17 protein-coding genes are annotated in these 18,886 nt (G+C 67.5%); 7 read left to right on the top strand and 10 right to left on the bottom strand.

Going from position 1 to position 18,886, the window contains the following annotated elements; translation table 11 throughout:
• Nucleotides 1-131: 131 nt before the first annotated feature.
• Nucleotides 132-2,123 (bottom strand): potassium transporter Kup, encoded by a 1,992-nt coding sequence (locus EV283_RS18255; protein ID WP_130327887.1) that lies wholly within the window; start codon nucleotides 2,121-2,123, stop codon nucleotides 132-134.
• A gap of 135 nt (nucleotides 2,124-2,258) precedes the next feature.
• On the opposite strand from EV283_RS18255, the gene pdeM reads away from it, so the two are divergent.
• Nucleotides 2,259-2,921, top strand: a complete 663-nt coding sequence (pdeM, locus tag EV283_RS18250) for a ligase-associated DNA damage response endonuclease PdeM (RefSeq protein WP_130327885.1) — start codon at nucleotides 2,259-2,261, stop codon at nucleotides 2,919-2,921.
• 105 nt (nucleotides 2,922-3,026) lie between these two features.
• On the opposite strand, the gene msrA is transcribed toward pdeM, so the two are convergent.
• From msrA to pabB, 4 genes are all read right to left on the bottom strand, one after another.
• Nucleotides 3,027-3,686: a peptide-methionine (S)-S-oxide reductase MsrA gene (gene msrA, locus EV283_RS18245; RefSeq protein ID WP_130327883.1), complete on the bottom strand. Its 660-nt coding sequence runs from the start codon at nucleotides 3,684-3,686 to the stop codon at nucleotides 3,027-3,029.
• 49 nt (nucleotides 3,687-3,735) lie between these two features.
• Nucleotides 3,736-3,933 (bottom strand): hypothetical protein, encoded by a 198-nt coding sequence (locus EV283_RS18240; protein WP_130327881.1) that lies wholly within the window; start codon nucleotides 3,931-3,933, stop codon nucleotides 3,736-3,738.
• A gap of 165 nt (nucleotides 3,934-4,098) precedes the next feature.
• The gene (locus tag EV283_RS18235) at nucleotides 4,099-5,298 is read right to left on the bottom strand and encodes a pyridoxal phosphate-dependent aminotransferase (RefSeq protein WP_130327879.1); all 1,200 of its coding nucleotides are present in this window, start codon (nucleotides 5,296-5,298) and stop codon (nucleotides 4,099-4,101) included.
• 51 nt (nucleotides 5,299-5,349) lie between these two features.
• A complete protein-coding gene (gene pabB / locus EV283_RS18230; protein WP_130327877.1) occupies nucleotides 5,350-7,110 on the bottom strand; it encodes an aminodeoxychorismate synthase component I in 1,761 nt (586 codons plus the stop codon).
• Nucleotides 7,111-7,190: 80 nt separating this feature from the next.
• Here pabB and EV283_RS18225 point away from each other — a divergent pair, with 80 nt between their 5' ends.
• Nucleotides 7,191-7,850, top strand: coding sequence for an MBL fold metallo-hydrolase (locus EV283_RS18225; protein ID WP_130327875.1), 660 nt, complete (start codon nucleotides 7,191-7,193; stop codon nucleotides 7,848-7,850).
• Between the two features lie 258 nt (nucleotides 7,851-8,108).
• Here the strand turns inward: EV283_RS18225 and EV283_RS18215 are convergent, their stop codons facing one another.
• Nucleotides 8,109-9,734, bottom strand: a complete 1,626-nt coding sequence (locus EV283_RS18215) for a M28 family metallopeptidase (protein WP_130327873.1) — start codon at nucleotides 9,732-9,734, stop codon at nucleotides 8,109-8,111.
• Nucleotides 9,731-10,174, bottom strand: coding sequence for an MAPEG family protein (locus EV283_RS18210; RefSeq protein ID WP_130327871.1), 444 nt, complete (start codon nucleotides 10,172-10,174; stop codon nucleotides 9,731-9,733). Before EV283_RS18210 ends, EV283_RS18215 begins: the two co-directional genes overlap by 4 nt.
• Before the next feature lie 226 nt (nucleotides 10,175-10,400).
• Here EV283_RS18210 and rpmF point away from each other — a divergent pair, with 226 nt between their 5' ends.
• The 5 genes from rpmF (at nucleotide 10,401) to EV283_RS18185 (ending at nucleotide 13,418) form a co-directional block, all read left to right on the top strand.
• Complete coding sequence (gene rpmF / locus EV283_RS18205; RefSeq protein WP_056054400.1) at nucleotides 10,401-10,580, top strand: 50S ribosomal protein L32; 180 nt, start codon at nucleotides 10,401-10,403, stop codon at nucleotides 10,578-10,580.
• 41 nt (nucleotides 10,581-10,621) lie between these two features.
• Nucleotides 10,622-11,650 (top strand): phosphate acyltransferase PlsX, encoded by a 1,029-nt coding sequence (plsX, locus tag EV283_RS18200; protein ID WP_130327869.1) that lies wholly within the window; start codon nucleotides 10,622-10,624, stop codon nucleotides 11,648-11,650.
• Nucleotides 11,647-12,615, top strand: coding sequence for a beta-ketoacyl-ACP synthase III (locus EV283_RS18195; RefSeq protein ID WP_130327867.1), 969 nt, complete (start codon nucleotides 11,647-11,649; stop codon nucleotides 12,613-12,615). The genes plsX and EV283_RS18195 overlap by 4 nt, the downstream gene beginning before the upstream one ends.
• Before the next feature lie 94 nt (nucleotides 12,616-12,709).
• On the top strand, nucleotides 12,710-13,021 hold the full coding sequence (locus EV283_RS18190; protein WP_056419521.1) for an integration host factor subunit alpha: 312 nt from the start codon (nucleotides 12,710-12,712) through the stop codon (nucleotides 13,019-13,021).
• Between the two features lie 19 nt (nucleotides 13,022-13,040).
• Entirely contained in the window at nucleotides 13,041-13,418 is a 378-nt protein-coding gene (locus tag EV283_RS18185) for a MerR family transcriptional regulator (RefSeq protein WP_130327865.1), read from the top strand.
• Between the two features lie 61 nt (nucleotides 13,419-13,479).
• On the opposite strand, the gene EV283_RS18180 is transcribed toward EV283_RS18185, so the two are convergent.
• The 3 genes from EV283_RS18180 to pheT form a co-directional block, all read right to left on the bottom strand.
• Complete coding sequence (locus tag EV283_RS18180; protein ID WP_130327863.1) at nucleotides 13,480-15,048, bottom strand: peptide chain release factor 3; 1,569 nt, start codon at nucleotides 15,046-15,048, stop codon at nucleotides 13,480-13,482.
• Between the two features lie 256 nt (nucleotides 15,049-15,304).
• Nucleotides 15,305-16,189 (bottom strand): aldose 1-epimerase family protein, encoded by an 885-nt coding sequence (locus EV283_RS18175; protein WP_130327861.1) that lies wholly within the window; start codon nucleotides 16,187-16,189, stop codon nucleotides 15,305-15,307.
• Nucleotides 16,190-16,464: 275 nt separating this feature from the next.
• The gene (pheT, locus tag EV283_RS18170; protein WP_130327859.1) at nucleotides 16,465-18,879 is read right to left on the bottom strand and encodes a phenylalanine--tRNA ligase subunit beta; all 2,415 of its coding nucleotides are present in this window, start codon (nucleotides 18,877-18,879) and stop codon (nucleotides 16,465-16,467) included.
• Nucleotides 18,880-18,886 lie beyond the last annotated feature (7 nt).

Raw genomic sequence — 18,886 nt, 5'->3', positions numbered from 1 at the left:
AGGGAGGGAGGCGCCGTAGGCGGCGGAAGGGTGAGGGGGAGTTGGGATCAGCGTCCCTAGCCTCACGCCCCTCACCCTTCCCACGGCAAGGGCCGCGGGCCCCTTCCCTCTCCCCGGAGGGGCGAGGGAGGTTAGACGGTGACCTGTTCGCCTAGCTCGAGCACCTTGCCGGGGGGGATCTTCAGGAAGTCGGTCGGGTCGCTGGCGTTGCGTTGCAGGAACAGGAAGATCCGGTCCTGCCAAGGCGGCATGCCCTTCTCCGCATCGGGCTTCAGCGTGTTGCGGCCGATGAAGAACGAGGTGCGCATCGGGTCGAGCCCGAGCTGCTCGGTCTTGTTGCCCACCCCGAGATCGCGCGGCACGTCGGGCGATTCCATGAAGCCATACGTCAGCACGACCATCGAGAAATTCTCGTCGACTCGCTCGACCTTGGCGCGGCTTGCCTCGTCGACGAACGGGCGGTCGGCGGTGCGGATGCTGACGATCAGGTTGCGCTCGTGCAGCACCTTGTTGTGCTTGAGGTTATGCAGCAGCGCGCCCGGCGTCGCATGCGGGTTCGCGGTCAGGAACACCGCGGTCCCCGAGACGCGCTCGGGCGGGCGCTTCTCGAGCGCGGCGGCGAGGTCGCTGAGCGGGATGCTCTGGCGCTTCTCGAACGCGCTGACGATCTTCTTGCCGCGGACCCAGGTGTAGATGATGAGGCCGATCGACGCGGCGATGACAAGCGGCACCCAGCCGCCCTCGATCACGCGGAGGATGTTCGCGCCGAAGAAGATCAGGTCGAGCGTCAGGAACGGCAGGATCGCCGCGAGTGCCAGCGGGCGCGACCAGTTCCAGCGATGGCGCACGACGATGTAGGCGAGCAGCGTGGTGACGACCATCGTGCCGGTCACCGCGATGCCGTACGCCGCGGCCATCGCCGACGAGGTCTTGAACTGGATCACCAGCACCAGCACGCCGATCAGCAACAGCCAGTTGATCGCGGGCAGGTAGATCTGGCCGGCGAACACCGCCGAGGTCTGGCGGATGCGCAGGCGCGGGAGCAGGCCGAGCTGGATCGCCTGCTGAGTCAGGCTGAACGCGCCGGTGATGACCGCCTGGCTGGCGATCACGGTCGCAAAGCCTGCGAGAATGATCAGCGCGGGGCGCAGCGATTCGGGGGCCATCAGGAAGAACCAGTCCTGATTGACGAAGGGGATGCCCTGCCGCGCCGCATCTTCTAGCTTGGCGAGCGCGAACGCGCCCTGCCCCAGATAGTTGAGCGCGAGCGCGGGGAAGACGAGGAAGAACCAGCCGATGCGGATCGGCAGCTTGCCGAAATGGCCCATGTCCGCGGTCAGTGCTTCCGCACCGGTGACGGTCAGGAACACAGCGCCGAGCACGAACAGCCCAGTGACGCCGTGCGTGAGCAGGAACGACACGCCATAGGTCGGCAGGAACACGCGGACGATCGAGGGTTCGTCGGCGATGTGCCACACGCCGAGCGCACCGATCGCGACGAACCAGACGATGCAGACCGGGCCGAACAGCTTGGACACCTGGGCGGTGCCGCGCGCCTGGATCATGAAGAGCGCTATCAGGATGCCGATCGTCAACGCGCGCACGACGCCTTCGTTGAAGATGTGCGCCGCGCTCGGGATCGTCCGCAGACCCTCCATCGCCGACAGCACCGACAGCGCTGGCGTAATGATCGCATCGCCGTAGAACAGCGACGCCCCGGCCGCGCCGAGCACGATCGCGATCCGCGACCGCATGCCGAGCGCGCGGCGGGCCAGCGCGGCGAGCGCCAGTACGCCGCCCTCGCCCTGGTTGTCCGCGCGCATCAGGAAGATGACGTATTTGACGGTGACGACGAGGAACAGCGACCAGAGCGCGAGGCTCAGCACGCCGAGGATCTCGCTCGGGTCGATGCCGCCCGCCGACGTCTGGCCCAGCGCCTCGCGGAACGCGTAGAGCGGGCTGGTGCCGATATCGCCGAACACGACGCCGATCGCGCCGACAGTCAGCGCGGCCAGCGCCGGATGGGGATGCAGATGCGCCGCGGACAGATCGGCCGGCGCCGATTGCTCGGCGGTCGGTTCGGTCACAACTGCGGTCTGGGGTGTTCCGGCTACGGACGTCATGGCGCGAAGAGCGCTCCTCCTGATGGGACGGCGCGCTTTACGCCGATTGGGGGCAGGCGCAAGTCCTGCCGACCTCTGGTGACTTTGCGGCGAAGGCGGGTTGATTCACTGCGCGCGCAGCGGCATGGCAGGCAAATGGTTCCCTTTTCGTTCGGCGGACATGCGCTTCTGGCGTTGGCGCAAGGCGCGCTGTTCTGGCCGGAGCGGCGCGCGCTGCTGGTCGCCGACCTGCATTTCGAGAAGGCGAGCTGGTTCGCGCGGTCCGGCCAGATGCTGCCCCCCTATGATTCGATCGCGACGCTGGCCGATCTGACCGCGCTGGTCGCCGCGACCGGCGCGCGCGAAGTCTGGTGCCTGGGTGACAGCTTCCACGACAGCGACGGGTGCGCACGGTTGCCGCAGCGGGCGCAAGACATGCTCCGGGCGATGACCGATACCACGCGCTGGACCTGGATTACGGGCAACCACGATCCGGCGATTCTGGACCGGTGCGGCGGGACCGTGGTGGACGAGGTCATCGTCGACGGGCTGATGCTGCGCCACGAAGCGGACCGCGCGGAGACCCGGCCCGAGCTGTCGGGGCATTTCCACCCGAAGCTGCGGTTGCGCGTTCGCGGCAAATCGGTGGCGCGGCGGTGTTTCGTGGCGACCGCGACGAAGCTGATCCTGCCGGCGTTCGGATCGCTGACTGGCGGGCTGGATGTCGACCATCCGGAGATCGTCCGCGCGGTCGGGGCAGGTGCGGAGGCGATGGTGCCGGTGGCGGACCGGATGCTGCGGTTTCCGGTTGCGGCCTGAACTTCCGTCATCCTGACGAAAGTCAGGATCCAGGATCACGAACGTTGCACCAATTGGCTCTGGATCCTGACTTTCGTCAGGATGACGGGGCTCTAAGGTAGCCCCTCAGTTCGAAATCGTCGGGAACGCCGCGCGGAATGCGGCGACCTTCGGCTTGTCCCACGTGACGACATAGGGATGCGTCGGGTTCCGGTCGTAGAAATTCTGGTGATACGCCTCGGCCGGGTAGAAGGCGCCGGTCTCGAGCTTGGTCACGATCGGGCCGGAGAACGCGCGCGTCGCGCCCAGTTGCGCGATGTACGCGCGGGCGACCTGCGCCTGCGCGGGCGACTGCGGGAAGATCGCCGAGCGATAGCTGGTGCCGCTGTCGGGGCCCTGCCGGTTCAGCGTCGTCGGGTTATGCGCGATCGAAAAATAGACGCGGAGCAGCGTGCCATAGCTCACGACTCGGGGATCATAGGCGATCCGGATCGCCTCGGCATGTTTGGTCGTCTCGGCCGAGACCTGATCATAGGTCGCGGTCGCCTTGGTGCCACCGGCATAGCCGGTCGTGACCGTCTTCACGCCCTTCACATGCTCGAACACCGCCTCCATCGTCCAGAAGCAGCCGCCAGCGAGCACCGCGGTCTGGATACCAGGCGCTGGCGGCAGGTCTGTCTTGACGGCGGGGATGACGACGGCGCGGGCGCCTTGCGCGGCACCGGTGGCAAGAATCGCACCGGCGATACCGACGGCGGCGAGCGTGGCGATGAGCTGCTTTTTCATGTTTAGATACATGGGGTTGCCGCTCCGCTTCGCCAAGCCGTCCGGCTGTTTATCGCGTGGTGGACGCGCTGTGTTCGAAGTGGCTCGCAAAGGTCTGGCGGGCCTCGGCGGGCTGCAGCGCGAGCAAGCCGATGGCGCCGAGGACGAAACCGCCGCTGAACTGCCAGAAGAAACTCGACTTTACGATGCTGCGCATGATGCGATCCCAATGAAACCCAATGACGATGCCAACCGGATAGGTCAGCACCAGCTACGTACCGGCATGTCGTGGAGATGCCGGCCAACCACAATGTCGTTTTTAGAAACTCTCGATTAACGCGGCGTGGCCGATGCGTTCATCGTGCAGCAGGCATCTGCCGGCAGGATTGCCGGGCGATGTCGCCGCGTTTCCGGAATGTTGCTCGGCAGTGCTTTACCGCAGCGCGGCGCAGGCCGTCTGGATGCGTGTGCACGCCTCGCGCAGCAGCGCGTCCGAGGTCGCATAGCTGATCCGGAACGCCGGCGAGAGGCCGAACGCCGCGCCCTGCACGACGGCGACCTTCGCGTCGTCGAGCAGATAGCCGACCATCGCCTCGTCGGTGTCGATCAGGCGACCGTTCGGCGTCGTCTTGCCGATCAGTTCGGCGAACGACGGGTAGACGTAGAACGCGCCCTCCGGCGTCGGGCAGTGCATGCCGGGGATCTCGTTGAGCATCGACACGACCAAGTCGCGGCGGCCCTGGAACGCGGTGTTGCGCTCGGCGAGGAACGACTGGTCGCCGTTGAGCGCGGCAACCGCCGCGGCCTGCGCGATCGAGCATGGGTTCGAGGTCGACTGCGACTGGAGCTTGGCCATCGCCTTGATCAGCCACGCCGCACCGCCGGCATAGCCGATCCGCCAGCCGGTCATCGCATAGGCCTTCGAGCAGCCATTGACGGTCAGCGTGCGCTCGAACAGCTCGGGGCAGGCCTCGGCGATCGTCGCGAACTTGAAGCCGTCATAGACGATATGCTCGTACATATCGTCGGCGAAGATCCAGACGTGCGGGTGCTTGGCGAGCACCGCGCCGAGCGCCTTCAGTTCATCGATCGTGTAGCCGGCGCCGGTGGGGTTCGACGGCGAGTTGAGGATCACCCACTTGGTCCTGGGCGTGATCGCCGCGTCGAGTGCGGCGGGATCGAGCTTGTAGCCGGCCTCGGGGCCTGCCTTGACGATGACGGGGACGCCGCCGGCGAACTGTACGACGTCGGGATAGCTGACCCAGTAGGGCGCGGGGATGACGACCTCGTCGCCCGGATCGATCGTCGCGACCATCGCGTTGAACAGGGTGTGCTTGCCGCCGACGTTCACGCTGATCTGGTCGGTGGTGTATGCCAGGCCGTTGTCGCGCGCGAACTTTGCGACGATCGCCTGCTTCAGCTCGATCGTGCCGTCGACATTGGTGTATTTCGTCTTGCCGTCGCGGATCGCCTGGATCGCGGCCTCTTTGACGAAGTCGGGCGTGTCGAAATCGGGTTCGCCCGCGCCCAGCCCGATCACATCGACGCCCGCGCGCTTCAGTTCGAGGACGCGGCTGGTGATCGCGAGCGTCGGCGAAGGGCTGATGCGACCGAGCGCGGCAGATGCGTGCATGCTGGAACCTTTGCGGTTGTCCGCAGATTTCGCCTGCGGAATTCGCGCGGGCTATACGCCCCGCGTCACCGATTTCGCAACCGCAACAATCGCCGGAATGAGGCCACGAACCGCATTTCCGATGAAGAATCCGCCGGCAAGGTCCGCGCGCGTGAGCGGCGCCTCGATCGCGCGCCCCGATTCGAGCAGCTCGGCACGAAGGATACCGGGAAGCAGGCCGTGCCGTAGCGGCGGCGTCACGAGCACTTCGCCGCGCGGCACGAACAACGAGGTGAAGCTGCCCTCGGTCAGGAAGCCGTCGGCATCCTCGAACAGCACCTCGAACGTGCCGGCAGCCTTGCGCGCCGCGTCGTAGAAGCCGCGCGCGCTCGTCTTGTGGCGCAGGCGGAAGTCGGCGGGCGCGACCGGCAGCGGGACGATCGCAACGTGCGCCTCGGACGGCGAGTGCGGCAGCGGTGCCGCCTCGATCGCGATCGCACCCGAGGGGCTGAGCAGCAGGCGGATCCGGCGGGGCCCGCGCAACCGGAAGGTCGCGGCCTGCAACTCGTTGCGCGCGGTATGGCGATCGAAGGTGAAGCCGAGCCGTTCCGCACTCGCCTTCATCCGCGCGAGATGCGCTTCGAGGCGGGTGAGCCCGTCGTCGGGATCGAACGCCATCGTCTCGATCAGGTCGAACGGGCGCTGGCCGGCGGTGACGAACGCGCCCTTGGCGTGGCATTCCGCCCACTCGGCGTCGGCCACGCTGTCGGCGACGATCCCCGAGCCCAGACTCATCGTCGCGGCACCGTCCGCGATCGCGATCGTGCGGATCGCGACGTTGAAGATCGCATCGCCACTCGGATCGAAGCGACCGATCGCGCCGGTGTAGATGCCGCGGGTGCGCGCGTGTTCGACCTCGGCGATGACCTCCATCGCGCGTTGCTTGGGCGCGCCGGTGATCGAGCCGCACGGGAACAGCGCGGCGAGCACGTCGACCGCGTCGCAGCCGGGCTTGAGCGTGGCGGTGACGGTCGAGGTCATCTGGTGGACGGTCGGATAGGTCTCGACGGTGAACAGGTCGGGGACCGCGACGCGGGCCGCGACTCGCGACAGGTCGTTGCGCATCAGGTCAACGATCATCAGGTTTTCGGCACGCTGCTTCGGATCGGCCGCGAGCGCCTCGGCAGCCATGCGGTCGGTATCGGGCGTTTCACCTCGTGATGCCGTTCCCTTCATCGGGCGGCAGGTGAGCGTGTCGCCGTCGAGCGCGAAGAACAGTTCGGGGGAGAGCGACAGGACGCGCGTCTCGCCGGTATCGATCAGCGCGCCATAGCCCGCGCCGGCCTGGCGGCGGAGCCGGGCGTAGAGTGCGAGCGGGTCGCCGACGAACGGCACGGTCGCGGCGAAGGTCAGGTTCGCCTGGTAGATGTCGCCCGCCGCGATCAGGTCGAGCACGCGTTTCAGGCTGGCGTCGTAGGTGTCGCGGTCGATCAGCGGGCGTGGCGCGCCCGTCCATGCGCCGGCGGGATCGGGGAGTGAAGCGGCGACGTCGTGCGCGGCGAACGTCTCGTAGCCGGCGAACAGGCCGAACCAGAGCAGCGGCCCCTCGCTGCGGACGTCGAGCGGCTTCGATGCGAGGGCGGCGCCGGCTTCGTAGGTCAGGTAGCCGGCGGGGTGGAGACCATCCGCACGGGCGGCGCGCAGCGCGTCGAGCGCGGGGCGGACCTCGGCTAGCGTGTCGGCGCGGACGATCCGGATAGGATCGCGGTACAGCCGGGCTGGAGCCCCGCCCTCGCGGGCGTCGTCGAGCAAAACGAAGGGCGCAGTCCACATCGTTGCGACTGTTGCACGGGCCGCGGGGCAAATCGCAAGCGGCGATTGCTCCAACCGATGCGCTATCCTATTTCGAGGCCATGACAAATCCTCCCCTCCGCGCCGCGATCGTCCCCGTCACGCCGATCCAGCAGAACTGCACCATCCTATGGTGCACCACGACGATGAAGGCGGCGGTGATCGATCCGGGCGGCGACCTGCCGCGGATCATGGCGGCGGTCGAACAGGCGGGCGTGACGGTCGAGAAGATCCTGCTGACGCATGGCCATATCGATCATGCGGGTGGTGCCAAGCGGCTGTCGAACGATCTGGGCGTGCCGATCGAGGGCCCGCACGAGGCGGATCGGTTCTGGTTGCAGCGGCTCGATCAGGATGGGCCGAAATACGGGATTTCCGGCGTCAATTTCGAGCCCGACCGGTGGCTGGTCGAGGGCGACACGGTGTCGGTCGGGGATCTCGTGCTCGATGTGTACGAGACGCCGGGGCATACCGAGGGGCATGTGATCTTCCATCATGCGCCCTCGAAGTTCGCGCAGGTTGGCGACGTGCTGTTCCAGGGGTCGGTCGGGCGGTCGGACATGCCGGGTGGGAATCACCAGGTGCTGGTGAAGTCGATCGTCGAGAAATTGTGGCCGCTGGGAAGCGATACGAGCTTCATCCCGGGGCACGGGCCGGCGAGCACGTTTGCGCATGAGCGGGCGACGAACATGTTCGTGAGCGATCGGGCGTTGGCGGCGTAACCGCCGTCCGCAACCCTAGCTGTTCCCCCGCGGAGGCGGGGGGCCAGGGTACCGGGCGGTAGCGTTCGTGATCCTGGGCTCCCGCCTTCGCGGGAGAACAAAGAAAGTTGCGGAAGTGACATCGCAACGCCGCCCCACCCCGGCGGAGGCCGGGGCCCAATTGGAGAGCGACGATTGGCGGGGGTGGCGCTCCGTTACAGCGACCTTTCCAATTGGGCCCCGGCCTTCGCCGGGGTGGGGGTGAGTGTGGGTTGGGTCCTACTTCCGCTCGCCTACCGTCTCGGCCCGCACCGACTTGAACTCGGAGCCATCGCGCCATTCCGGCCATAACCGGCTGTTCGCCAGCTTCGTGCCGATCGTCTGGAACAGCCCGACATCCTGCGCGGCGCCGCGCAGATCCCAGTCCGTACCCCACGCGTCGCACGTCTGGTGGTAGCATTTCATATAGCCGTCGAGCCACGCCTGCCCCGCCGTCCGTCCGCCCGTCACGAGATCGGGCGCACCGCTGATCGCCATCAGCAGCAGAGTCGGCACGCCGCGGCGCGCGACCGAGAAATGATCGGCGCGGTAGAACAGCCCGCGTTCGGGGAGCGCTTCGGGCGTCACGACGCGGCCCTGCGCCTTGGCGGCGTCGCCCAGCATGTCCTCGAGGCTGTTCTGGCCTGCGCCGACGAGCATGACGTCCTTTGCCGGGCCCGCGGTCTGGAGGATGTCGAGCGTCAGGTTGGCGACCGTCTTCGCGGCCGGATAGACCGGGTTCACCGCATAGGTTTCCGAGCCGAGCAACCCGCGCTCCTCGCCGCTCCACAGCGCGAAGACGAGACTGCGGTCGGTCCGCGGTGCCTTCGCAAAGGTGCGCGCGAGTTCGAGCACGCCTGCAACGCCGAGCCCATCGTCGTTGGCGCCGGGCCGAATCGTGCGGCCCTGCGCGTCGGGCGCGCCGACCCCATAGGCATCCCAGTGCGCGCCGAACATCACGACCTCGTCGGGGTGGGTCTTCCCCGGCAACTTCGCGAGCACGTTGCGGCTCTCGGCGGTGTCGTGCTTGACCGGCAGGTCGGTGGTGAACGCCTGTTTCAGCGGCACCGGGCGGAAATCGCTGCGGCGTGCGGCCTTGCGCAAGCCTGCGAGATCGAGGCCGGAGGCGGCGAACAGCCGAGTCGCGGCGCCGCCTTCGAGCCAGCCTTGGAGCATCACTCGCGATTCGGGATCCTTCCGCACGATGTCGTAATTCTCGCCGGCGGGCGCCGTCACCGTGTTCCAGCCATAGCCGGCCCCCGGCGTGTCGTGGACGATCAGCGCGGCGACGGCACCCCGCCTTGCCGCCTCCTCGTACTTGTACGTCCAGCGGCCGTAATAGGTCATCCGGCGATCGCCGAACTTGCCCTTCGAATCGTCGCCGGCCATCGCCTCGAAATCGGGGTCGTTTACGAGGAAGACCGCGACCTTGCCCTTCAGGTCGAGCCCCTTGAAGTCGTCCCAGCCGCGTTCGGGCGCGCTGACGCCGTAGCCGACGAACACCATCGGCGCGTTCGCGATCGCGACGCGGTCGACGCCGCGGACGGTGCTGAGATAGACGTCGCGGCCCTGCACCAGCGCCGTGGTGCCGGCGCGCACGGTGCCCGCGCCCATCCGCGTGTGGACGAGCGGTACGGGCTGAGTCCAGCTGCCGTTCGGGCCGCCGGGCTGTGCCTTCATCGCCTTGAACTGTGCGATCAGCCAGTCGATCGTCTTGGTCTCGCCCGGCGTGCCGGGCGCGCGCCCCTCGAACGAGTCGGACGCGAGCGTCTTCACGTCGGCGGACAGGCGCTCGGGCGATATCTGCGCGACGGCAGGCGATCCGGCGACCAGCGCCGCCGCCCCGAACAGGCGAAGCGCGCTCATGCGCGGCCTCCCGACGGCACGACCTGGAAGGTCTTGGCAGCCGGGACCGTGTTGGCCTGATAGGCGATCGTCAGCGCCCAGCCGGCGAGCAGCGCCATCAGCGCCCAGGTCGCCAGCGCCCCGCCTGCGCGCGGTACGCTGGATGTCGGCCGGTCCATCCCGACCGCGTGCGCGACTCGGGCGATCACGAACACCGCGCCGGCGATCCACAACCACAGCGTCGACCCGCCCGCCAATTCGATAAGGCCGATCAGGATCAGGATGAACGGCGCATATTCGGTGAAGTTCGCATGCGCGCGCATCCGGCCCTGCAACAGCGCATCGCCGTTGTCGCCGATCAGGACGTTGCCCTTTACGCGCATCGGCACGATTCGGAACGCGAGCCATAGATTGACGACGGCAGCAGCCGCTGCGATCGTCAGCGTCACGGGTAATATCACGGCGTTGCCCCTCGTTGGATGTCGGATCGGGTCCTGCCACCCCGGACCAATGGTTGCAACGCGGGGGGCCAATGCTTGCAACGCGGGACGAAATCGCTATAGCGCCACGCTTCGCGAGCGTCAGGCCGCATGGGTTGCTTCAGGCGGCCGGCATTCATGTCGGTTGCCGAGTTCCGTGTCCAGGCGTACTCGGAGCCCCGACCTTTAGATTGAACAAGGTGCCGAAATGGCCGTCCCCAAAAGAAAAACCTCGCCCTCCAAGCGCGGCATGCGCCGTGGCCACGACTCGCTCACGATCGCGTCGTTCCAGGAATGCCCCAACTGTGGCGAACTGAAGCGTCCGCACAACCTGTGCGGGTCGTGCGGTCACTATAACGGTCGTGAAATCCTCTCGATCGAGGGCTGAGGCTTCCGTCCGGAACCTCTAACTTGAACGAAGGATTGACGATGCCCGACAGCGGCTGGATCGCGGTCGATGCGATGGGTGGCGACGACGGGCTGGCAGTAATGCTCGCCGGCGTCGCGCGCGCGCGTCATCGATTCGAGGGCATGCGCTTCATACTGGTCGGTGACGAAACTGCGATTCGCGAAGAGCTCAAGGCTCATCCGAACCTGTCGCAGAATTCCGAGATCGTCCACGCCCCCGAGGTCGTCGGCTCGAGCGAAAAGCCGAGCCAGGCGATCCGGCGGGCGAAGAAGACGTCGATGGGCATCGCGATCGACCTGGTGAAACAGGGTCGCGCCGCCGCCGCAGTGTCGTCGGGTAACACCGGCGCGCTGATGGCGATGGCGAAGCTGTCGCTGCGGATGCTGCCCGGGATCGACCGGCCGGCACTCGCGGCGCGTCTGCCGACCCTGGGCGATACCGACATGGTGATGCTCGACCTCGGTGCGAACACCGAGTGCGATGCGCGCAACCTCGTCCAGTTCGCGATCATGGGCGCCGCCTATGCCCGCACTGCGCTCGACATACCGCACCCCCGGGTCGCGCTGCTGAACATCGGCAGCGAGGACATGAAGGGCACCGACGAGATTCGCGACGCCGCAGCCCAGCTGCGCGCGACGCCGTCCGTCGACATGCAGTTCAACGGCTTCATCGAGGGCGACCGGCTGTCGCGCGGCGAGGTCGACGTCGTCGTGTGCGACGGCTTTTCGGGCAACATCGCGCTCAAGACCGCCGAGGGCACCGCGCGATTCGTCGCCGACCTGCTCAAGCGCGCGTTCCGCAGCTCGGTCCGCTCCAAGCTCGGCTTCCTGATCTCGAAGCCGGCGACCGAATTGCTGCGCGATCACCTCGATCCCAATAATCACAACGGCGCGGTCTTTCTCGGGCTCAACGGCATCGTCGTGAAGAGCCATGGCGGCGCCAACGAGCGCGGTGTCGCGACCGCGATCGGCAATGCCGCCAAGATGGTCCGCAACGACCTGGTACGGCGGATCGCCGACGATCTCGGCAATGTGGAGAAGGCGGCATGATCCGTTCGGTCGTCATCGGCACGGGCTCCGCTCTGCCCGCCCGTCGTGTTTCGAACGCCGAGCTCGCGGAGACCGTCGATACCAGCGACGAGTGGATCGTCGAGCGCACCGGCATCCGCTTCCGCCACATCGCCGGCGAAGGCGAGACGACCGCGACGCTGGCGGCCGATGCGTGCAAGGCCGCGCTGGCCGCAGCCGGGATCGATGCGCAGAGCATCGACCTGATCGTGCTCGCCACCGCGACCCCCGACCAGACGTTTCCGTCGAGCGCCACCAAGGTGCAGGCGATGCTCGGGATCGACGATTGCGTCGCGTTCGACGTCGCCGCGGTGTGCTCGGGTTTTCTGTATGCGGTTCAGGTCGTCGACAGCATGATCCGCAGCGGCGTCGCCAAGCGCGCGCTGGTGATCGGCGCGGAGACGTTCAGCCGCATCCTCGACTGGGAAGACCGGACGACCTGCGTGCTGTTCGGCGATGGCGCCGGCGCGATCGTGCTCGAGGCGCAGGACACCGCCGAAGCGGACGGGCGCGGGATCCTGACGACCAAGCTGCACGCCGACGGCCGGCATAACGAGCTTCTGTACGTCGATGGCGGCGTCTCGACGACCGGCACGGTCGGCAAGCTGCGCATGAAGGGCCGCGAGGTCTTCCGCCATGCGGTGACCAACCTGGCGTCGGTGATGACCGAGTCGCTGGCGATGGCGGGGCTCGGCGCGGACCAGGTCGACTGGGTCGTGCCGCATCAGGCGAACGCGCGGATTCTCGATGCGACCGCGCGCAAACTGGGCCTCGCACCGGCCAAGGTCGTCGTCACCGTCGACCAGCATGCCAACACGTCCGCGGCGTCGGTGCCGCTCGCGCTCGACGTCGCGGTCCGCGACGGGCGCATCCAGCAGGGACAGATCGTCATCCTCGAAGCGATGGGTGGCGGCTTCACCTGGGGCGCTGCGGTTATCCGCTTCTAATCGTTTCCAAACATGCCGGGCCGCTTGTAGAACAAAAGTTCTTCCGCTCGCCTTCGCGCATGTGTAGGAGAAGCGCCGGGTGTGGGAGCTTGCAATGACGATGACCGGTACTTTGACGCGGGCCGATCTGGCCGAATCCCTCCACCGCGAGGTGGGGCTGTCGCGTGCTGATTCCTCCAAGATCGTTGAACAGATTCTTGCCGAGATGTGCGGTGCACTGTCCGGCGGCGAGAACGTCAAGATTTCGGGGTTCGGCACGTTCGTGCTGCGCGACAAGGGCGAGCGCGTGGGGCGCAACCCCAAGACCGGCATCGAGGTGCCGATCGCACCGCGTCGCGTGCTGACGTTCCGGGCGAGCCAGATGATGCGCGAGCGCATTGTCGGCGCCACCGATCCGCGTGCCTGACGACGCCGATGCCGTCTCGATGAACGACGATACCCCGCCGTCGGCGAACAAGGCGGGGGCAGCGTTCCGGACGATCGGCGAATTGTCGCGCGATACCGGTCTGCCACAGCATATCCTGCGCTATTGGGAAACGCGCTTTCCCCAGCTCAAACCGCTGCAACGCGCGGGCAACCGGCGCTATTACCGGCCCGAGGACGTCGCGCTGGTGCGGCGGATCGACCAGTATCTGAACCGCGAGGGCTATACCGTCCGCGGTGTCCAGCAATTGCTGGCGGGCGAGAAGATCGCGCCGCCTGCAATCCCCGGCCCCGCCGAGATCGTTGCGCAGGCCGAGTCGCCGATGCCCGCGCTGCGCGCGATCCGCGACATGCTCGCCGAGGCCTTGGCGGCGGACTGAGCTTCAGACCGCCGGGTTCGTCATCCCCGCGCAGGCGGGGATGACGATGGATGCCGGTCCTTTACCGTTCCCGCGTGGCGGCGAAGCGGATCTTCGAATAACGCTCGGCGATGTAGTTCACTTCCCACGCGCTTTTCGCGAGGAAGACGGGGTTGCCGTCGCGGTCCTTGGCCATTGCGCCGCGGTTGATCTCCGCAAAGGTCTTCAACTCCTGCGCGTCTTCCGCCGAGATCCAGCGCGCGGTCTCGTACGGCGCGGGTTCGAGCCCGGCGGCGACCTTATATTCCGCGTCGAGGCGCGAGAGCAGCACTTCGAGCTGCAGCTGCCCGACGACGCCGATGATCCAGTTCGAGCCGATGTCGGGATAGAAGACCTGCGTCACCCCCTCCTCGGCCATGTCGTCGAGCGCCTTGCGCAACTGCTTGGTCTTGGTGAAGTCCTTGAGCACGACCCGGCGCAGGATTTCGGGCGCGAAGTTCGGCAACCCGGTGAAGCGGGTCGTCGCGCGTTCGCTCAGCGTATCGCCGACGCGCAGCGTGCCGTGGTTGGGGATGCCGATGATGTCGCCGGGGAACGCCTCGTCCGCCAGCTCGCGGTTCTGCGCGAAGAACAGGATCGGCGAATGGACCGCGATCGGCTTGCCGTGGCCTGTGGGGGTCAGCTTCATGCCGCGCTTGAACACGCCCGAGCACAGCCGCATGAACGCGATGCGATCGCGGTGGTTGGGGTCCATGTTCGCCTGAACCTTGAACACGAAGCCGGTGACTTCGGGCTCGTCGGGCGAGATAGGGGCGGGCTCGGCCGGCTGGGCGCGCGGTGGCGGGGCGTAGTCGGCGAGTGCTGCGATCAGTTCGGCGACGCCGAAATCCTTGAGCGCCGAGCCGAAATAGACCGGCGTAAGGTCGCCTCGGCGATAGGCCTCGGGATCGAAGCTCGAATAGCCGCCCTGTGCGAGTTCGGCCTCGTCGTTCAGGCGGATCATGGCTTCGGGGCTCAAGATCTTGGCCAGCTCAGGATCGTCGATGCCCGCGAACGGGATCGCCTTGCCCATGAACTCGCGGCTGTCGCCTTCGGGGCGGCTGAGCGTGTTCGCGTAGAGATCGTACACGCCCTCGAACTCGCCGCCCATGCCGACCGGCCAGCTCATCGGGCAGACGTCGAGCTGAAGCATCTCCGCCACCTCGTCGAGCAGCGAGAACGGATCGCGGCCCTCGCGGTCGACCTTGTTGACGAAGGTGATGATCGGCACGTTGCGCAGGCGACAGACCTCGAACAATTTGCGCGTCTGCGGCTCGATACCCTTGGCGGCATCGATCACCATGACCGCCGAGTCGACCGCGGTCAGCGTGCGATAGGTGTCTTCGGAGAAGTCTTCATGGCCCGGCGTGTCGAGCAAGTTGAAGGTGATCCCCTGGCGTTCGAACGTCATCACCGACGACGTGACCGAGATGCCGCGCTGCTGCTCGATCTTCATCCAGTCCGAGCGGGCGCGGCGGTTCTGGCCGCGCGCCTTCACCTCGCCGGCGAGATGGATCGCGCCGCCGAAATACAGGAGCTTCTCGGTCAGCGTCGTCTTGCCGGCGTCGGGATGCGAGATGATCGCGAAGGTGCGGCGGGGAAATTGGGTCATGGCGTGGATCCGGGGAGCCGAGTCTGGGCTCGCAAAGAAGGTTGGGCCGGGGGGCCGGCTGTCATGCTGCCGCTCTTGGCAGATGCAGCGCGCGGAGGACAGGGGTGTCCGTGACCATACCCTTATCCTCCCCCGCCAGGGGGAGGTGGCGCCGAAGGTGACGGAGGGGGAGGACACGGGACAGAGGCTTCCATTACCTCCCCCTCCGTCTGGCTAGCGTCAGCCACCTCCCCCTGGCGGGGGAGGATCGTTGGGGTCAGCGTTCGGGTGGGACCAGCGTCACGCTCATGGTGATGGTCTTCGTGTCGCCCGCAGCGATCTCGAACACGCCGGGCTTGGCGTGATAGTCGCCGGTATAGCCTTCGGGGTCGGCGATGCCGTGCCAAGGCTCGACGCAGACATAGGCCGCGCCGGGCTTGGTCCAGATGCCGAGCTTGGGCGTGTCGGGGAAGGCGATCTGCAACTGCGGGCCGGTCTTCGCACCGTAGGTGACCGAGTCGGAGTGGATCGGGTCCCAGACCAGCGCGTCTTTGGCGAACAGCTCGTCGCGCAGGGCGATCACGCGGTCCTCTACCGGCGAGGGGCGCTCGTCGACGGCAATCTGGCCGTCGGGGCTGATCGCCTTCAGCAGGCCGGGTTCATCGGCGTCGAACGTGATGCGGTGGTCGGCGCGGGGCTCGCCGTAAGGGAGCGGCCAGGCGAAGGCGGGGTGGAAGCCGAAGCTCGCCGGCATCGCCGCGTCGGTGCGGTTGTGGATGTGCGCCTCGATCCCGAGCGTCGCGCCGTCGAGCGTGAAGACGATGTCGAGCGCGAAGGCGAACGGGTAGGCTTTTCGGGTTTCCTCGGTGTCGGTGAGGCGGAAGGTGGCGGACGTTTCGGTGTGTGCGATGACGTCGAACGTCGAATGGCGGGCGAAGCCGTGCTTCTGCATTGGGTAGGATGTGCCATCGAGGCGGATGACGCCTTCGTTGACGACGCCCACGACGGGGAAGAGGATCGGCGCGTGGCCGGTCCAGAATGCCGGGTCGGCGTTGGTCATCAGCTCGTGGCCGTCGGCGTCGAGCAGATGCGTGAGTTCGGCGCCGTGGGGATTGATCCGGGCGGTCAGGTGGTCGTTGGCGATCGTGATCAGGTCGGTCATGGGGTTCCTTCCGTTGGGCTCGAACGCGTGAGGCGCGATAAGGCTCACCTCATACCACCCCGGCGGAGGCCGGGGCCCAATTGGGAAAGCCAGCGTAGCGGAACGCCGCGCGCAGTTGGCGACGTCCCCCACTTGGGCCCCGGCTTTCGCCGGGGTGGTGTTGGGGCCGTCGATCGCGTGCCCTCACCCTCGCCGCCTTCGGCGTCTCTCCCTCTCCCCTGAGGGGAGAGGGAAGGGGCCCGCGGCCGCTTGGCCGTGGGAAGGGTGAGGGCACGTCAGACGCGCAAGGTCGCGCCCTGCTTGGCGGCCGCGGCGACGACCTTGTCGGCTACCGCCTTGATCTCCTCGTCGGTGAAGCTCTTGGCGGTGGGTTGCAGGACGATCTCGACCGCGACCGACTTGTGGCCGTCCTCGACGCCCTGCCCGGTGAACACGTCGAACACGCGCGCCGAGACGATCGCGGCCTTGTCGGCCCCCTTGACCGCGCGGACCAGCGTGTCGGTGGCGAGCGCCGCCGGCACGAGGAACGCGAAGTCGCGGCGGACCGCCTGGAGCGCGGGCGGCGTGTAGGCCGGGCGGGCGAAACCGGAGGCACGCTTGGGCGGGATCGCGTCGAGATAGACTTCGACTGCGGCGACCGCGCCGTCGAGGTCGAACGCCTTCAGCACCGACGGGTGGAGCATGCCGAAGCTTGCCAGCACCGTCTTCGGCCCAAGGCGGAGCGTGCCCGACTGGCCTGGGTGCCAGGCATCGCCCGCCTCCCCCATCACCTGCAGATTGTCGACGGGCGCGCCCGAGGCGGCGAGGAGCGCGATCGCCTCGGCCTTGGCGTCATACGCATCGAAGCTCGCGGCCTTGCCGTCGCGCCAGCCGCGTGGGCGGCGGTCGCCGGCCAGCACCACGCCCAATGTCGCGCGTTCGGCCTTGGCGAGATAGCGGCGGCCGATCTCGAACAGGCGGACGCTCTGCTGGCCGCGCTTGAGGTTGCGACCGGTTGCCGCGAGCAGGCCGGGGAGCAGCGACGGGCGCATGACCTTCAGGTCTTCGCTGATCGGGTTGGCGAGCGTCCACGCGCCGCCGCCGAACGGTGCGGCTTCCGCCTCCGAGAGGAAGCTCCACGTCACCGCTTCGTCGAGCCCTCGGGCTGCGGCGGCGCGGCGTGCGCGGCGTTCGAGCTTCTGCTCGGGCGTGGCGGTCGGCTTGGCGACGCCGGGCATGCGCGGCAGCGGCGTCGAGGGGATGCTGTCGATGCCTTCGATCCGGACGACTTCCTCGACGAGATCGGCGGGGCCGTCGACGTCGCGGCGCCAAGTCGGGACCGTGACCGGCCATTTGCCCTCGATCGTCGAGAACAGCGCGTCGCTGAACGCGTCCGCGCTCTTGATCGCACCGATCGTGAAGCCGAGCGACAGCAGCGTGCGCGCCTGGCGTTCGGGGGCGACGTGGAGGCCGCCGAGGTCTGCGCTGAGGCGCGGATCGTAGTGCACGACGCGAGGTTCGAGCGGTGGCTCGCCCGAGCGCGTGACCTCACTCGCGGTACCGCCGCAGACGTGGAGCACGAGCGCGGTGGCGATCGCGAGGCCGTCTTCGAGGAACGCCGGATCGACGCCGCGCTCGAAGCGGCTGCGCGCGTCGGAGGTGAGCGTGAGCTTCTGGCCGGTGCGCGCGATATGGTCGGGATCGAAATAGGCGCATTCGATCAGCACATCAGTGGTCTCTGCCGAGACGCCCGAATGCTCGCCGCCCATGATGCCGCCGATGTCGTGCACCGCCACATCGTCCGCGATGACGGTCATGCTGGCGTCGAGCGTATAGGTCTTGCCGTTGAGCGCGACGACCTGTTCGCCGTCCTTCGCTTTCCGCGCGACGAGGCCGCCCGACAGCTTGGCGCGGTCGTAGACGTGCAAGGGGCGACCGAGGTCGATCATCAGATAGTTGGTGATGTCGACCAGTGCGGAGATCGGCTTCTGGCCGATCGCGAGCAGGCTGCGGCGCATCCAGTCGGGGGAGTCGCCGTTGGTCACGCCGGTGACGGTCTGTGCGAAGAAGGCGGGGCAGCCGGCGGTGTCCTCGGTGCGGACCGATGGCCCTGCCCCGTCGGTGACGATGGGATCGAAGATCAGCGGCGTGAGCGTGCCCATCCCCGCTGCGGCGAGGTCGCGCGCGATGCCGCGGACGCCCATGCAGTCCTGCCGGTTGGGGGTGATCGCGACGTCGATGACGGGATCGGTAAGTCCGGCATAATCGGGGTACGGCGTGCCGATCGGCGCGTCCGCGGGCAGCTCGATGATGCCGTCGTGATCCTCGCCGAGTTCGAGTTCGCGCGTCGAGCACATCATGCCGTTCGATTCGACGCCACGGATGCTCGCGAGCTTGAGAGTCACGTCGAGCCCGGGGACGTAGGCGCCGGGCGCACCGAACACGCCGACCAGCCCCGCGCGCGCGTTGGGCGCGCCGCAGACGACCTGGAGCGGGCCGTCACCAGCGTCGACCGAGAGGATCTGGAGCTTGTCGGCCTGCGGATGGCGTTCGGCAGTGAGGACTTTGGCGATGCGGAACGCGGCGAGCTTCTCGCCGGGGTTCTCGACGCCCTCGACCTCGAGGCCGATACGCGTCAGCGCATCGACGATCTGATCGAGCGTGGCGGTGGTTTCGAGGTGCTGCTTGAGCCAGCTGAGCGTGAATTTCATGCCAAGG

It is taken from the genome of Sphingomonas sp. BK036, from assembly GCF_004216825.1.
GTDB lineage: Bacteria > Pseudomonadota > Alphaproteobacteria > Sphingomonadales > Sphingomonadaceae > Sphingomonas.
The sequence above is the reverse complement of the archived record's forward strand: the minus strand, read 5'-3'. Positions and strand labels throughout refer to the sequence as shown.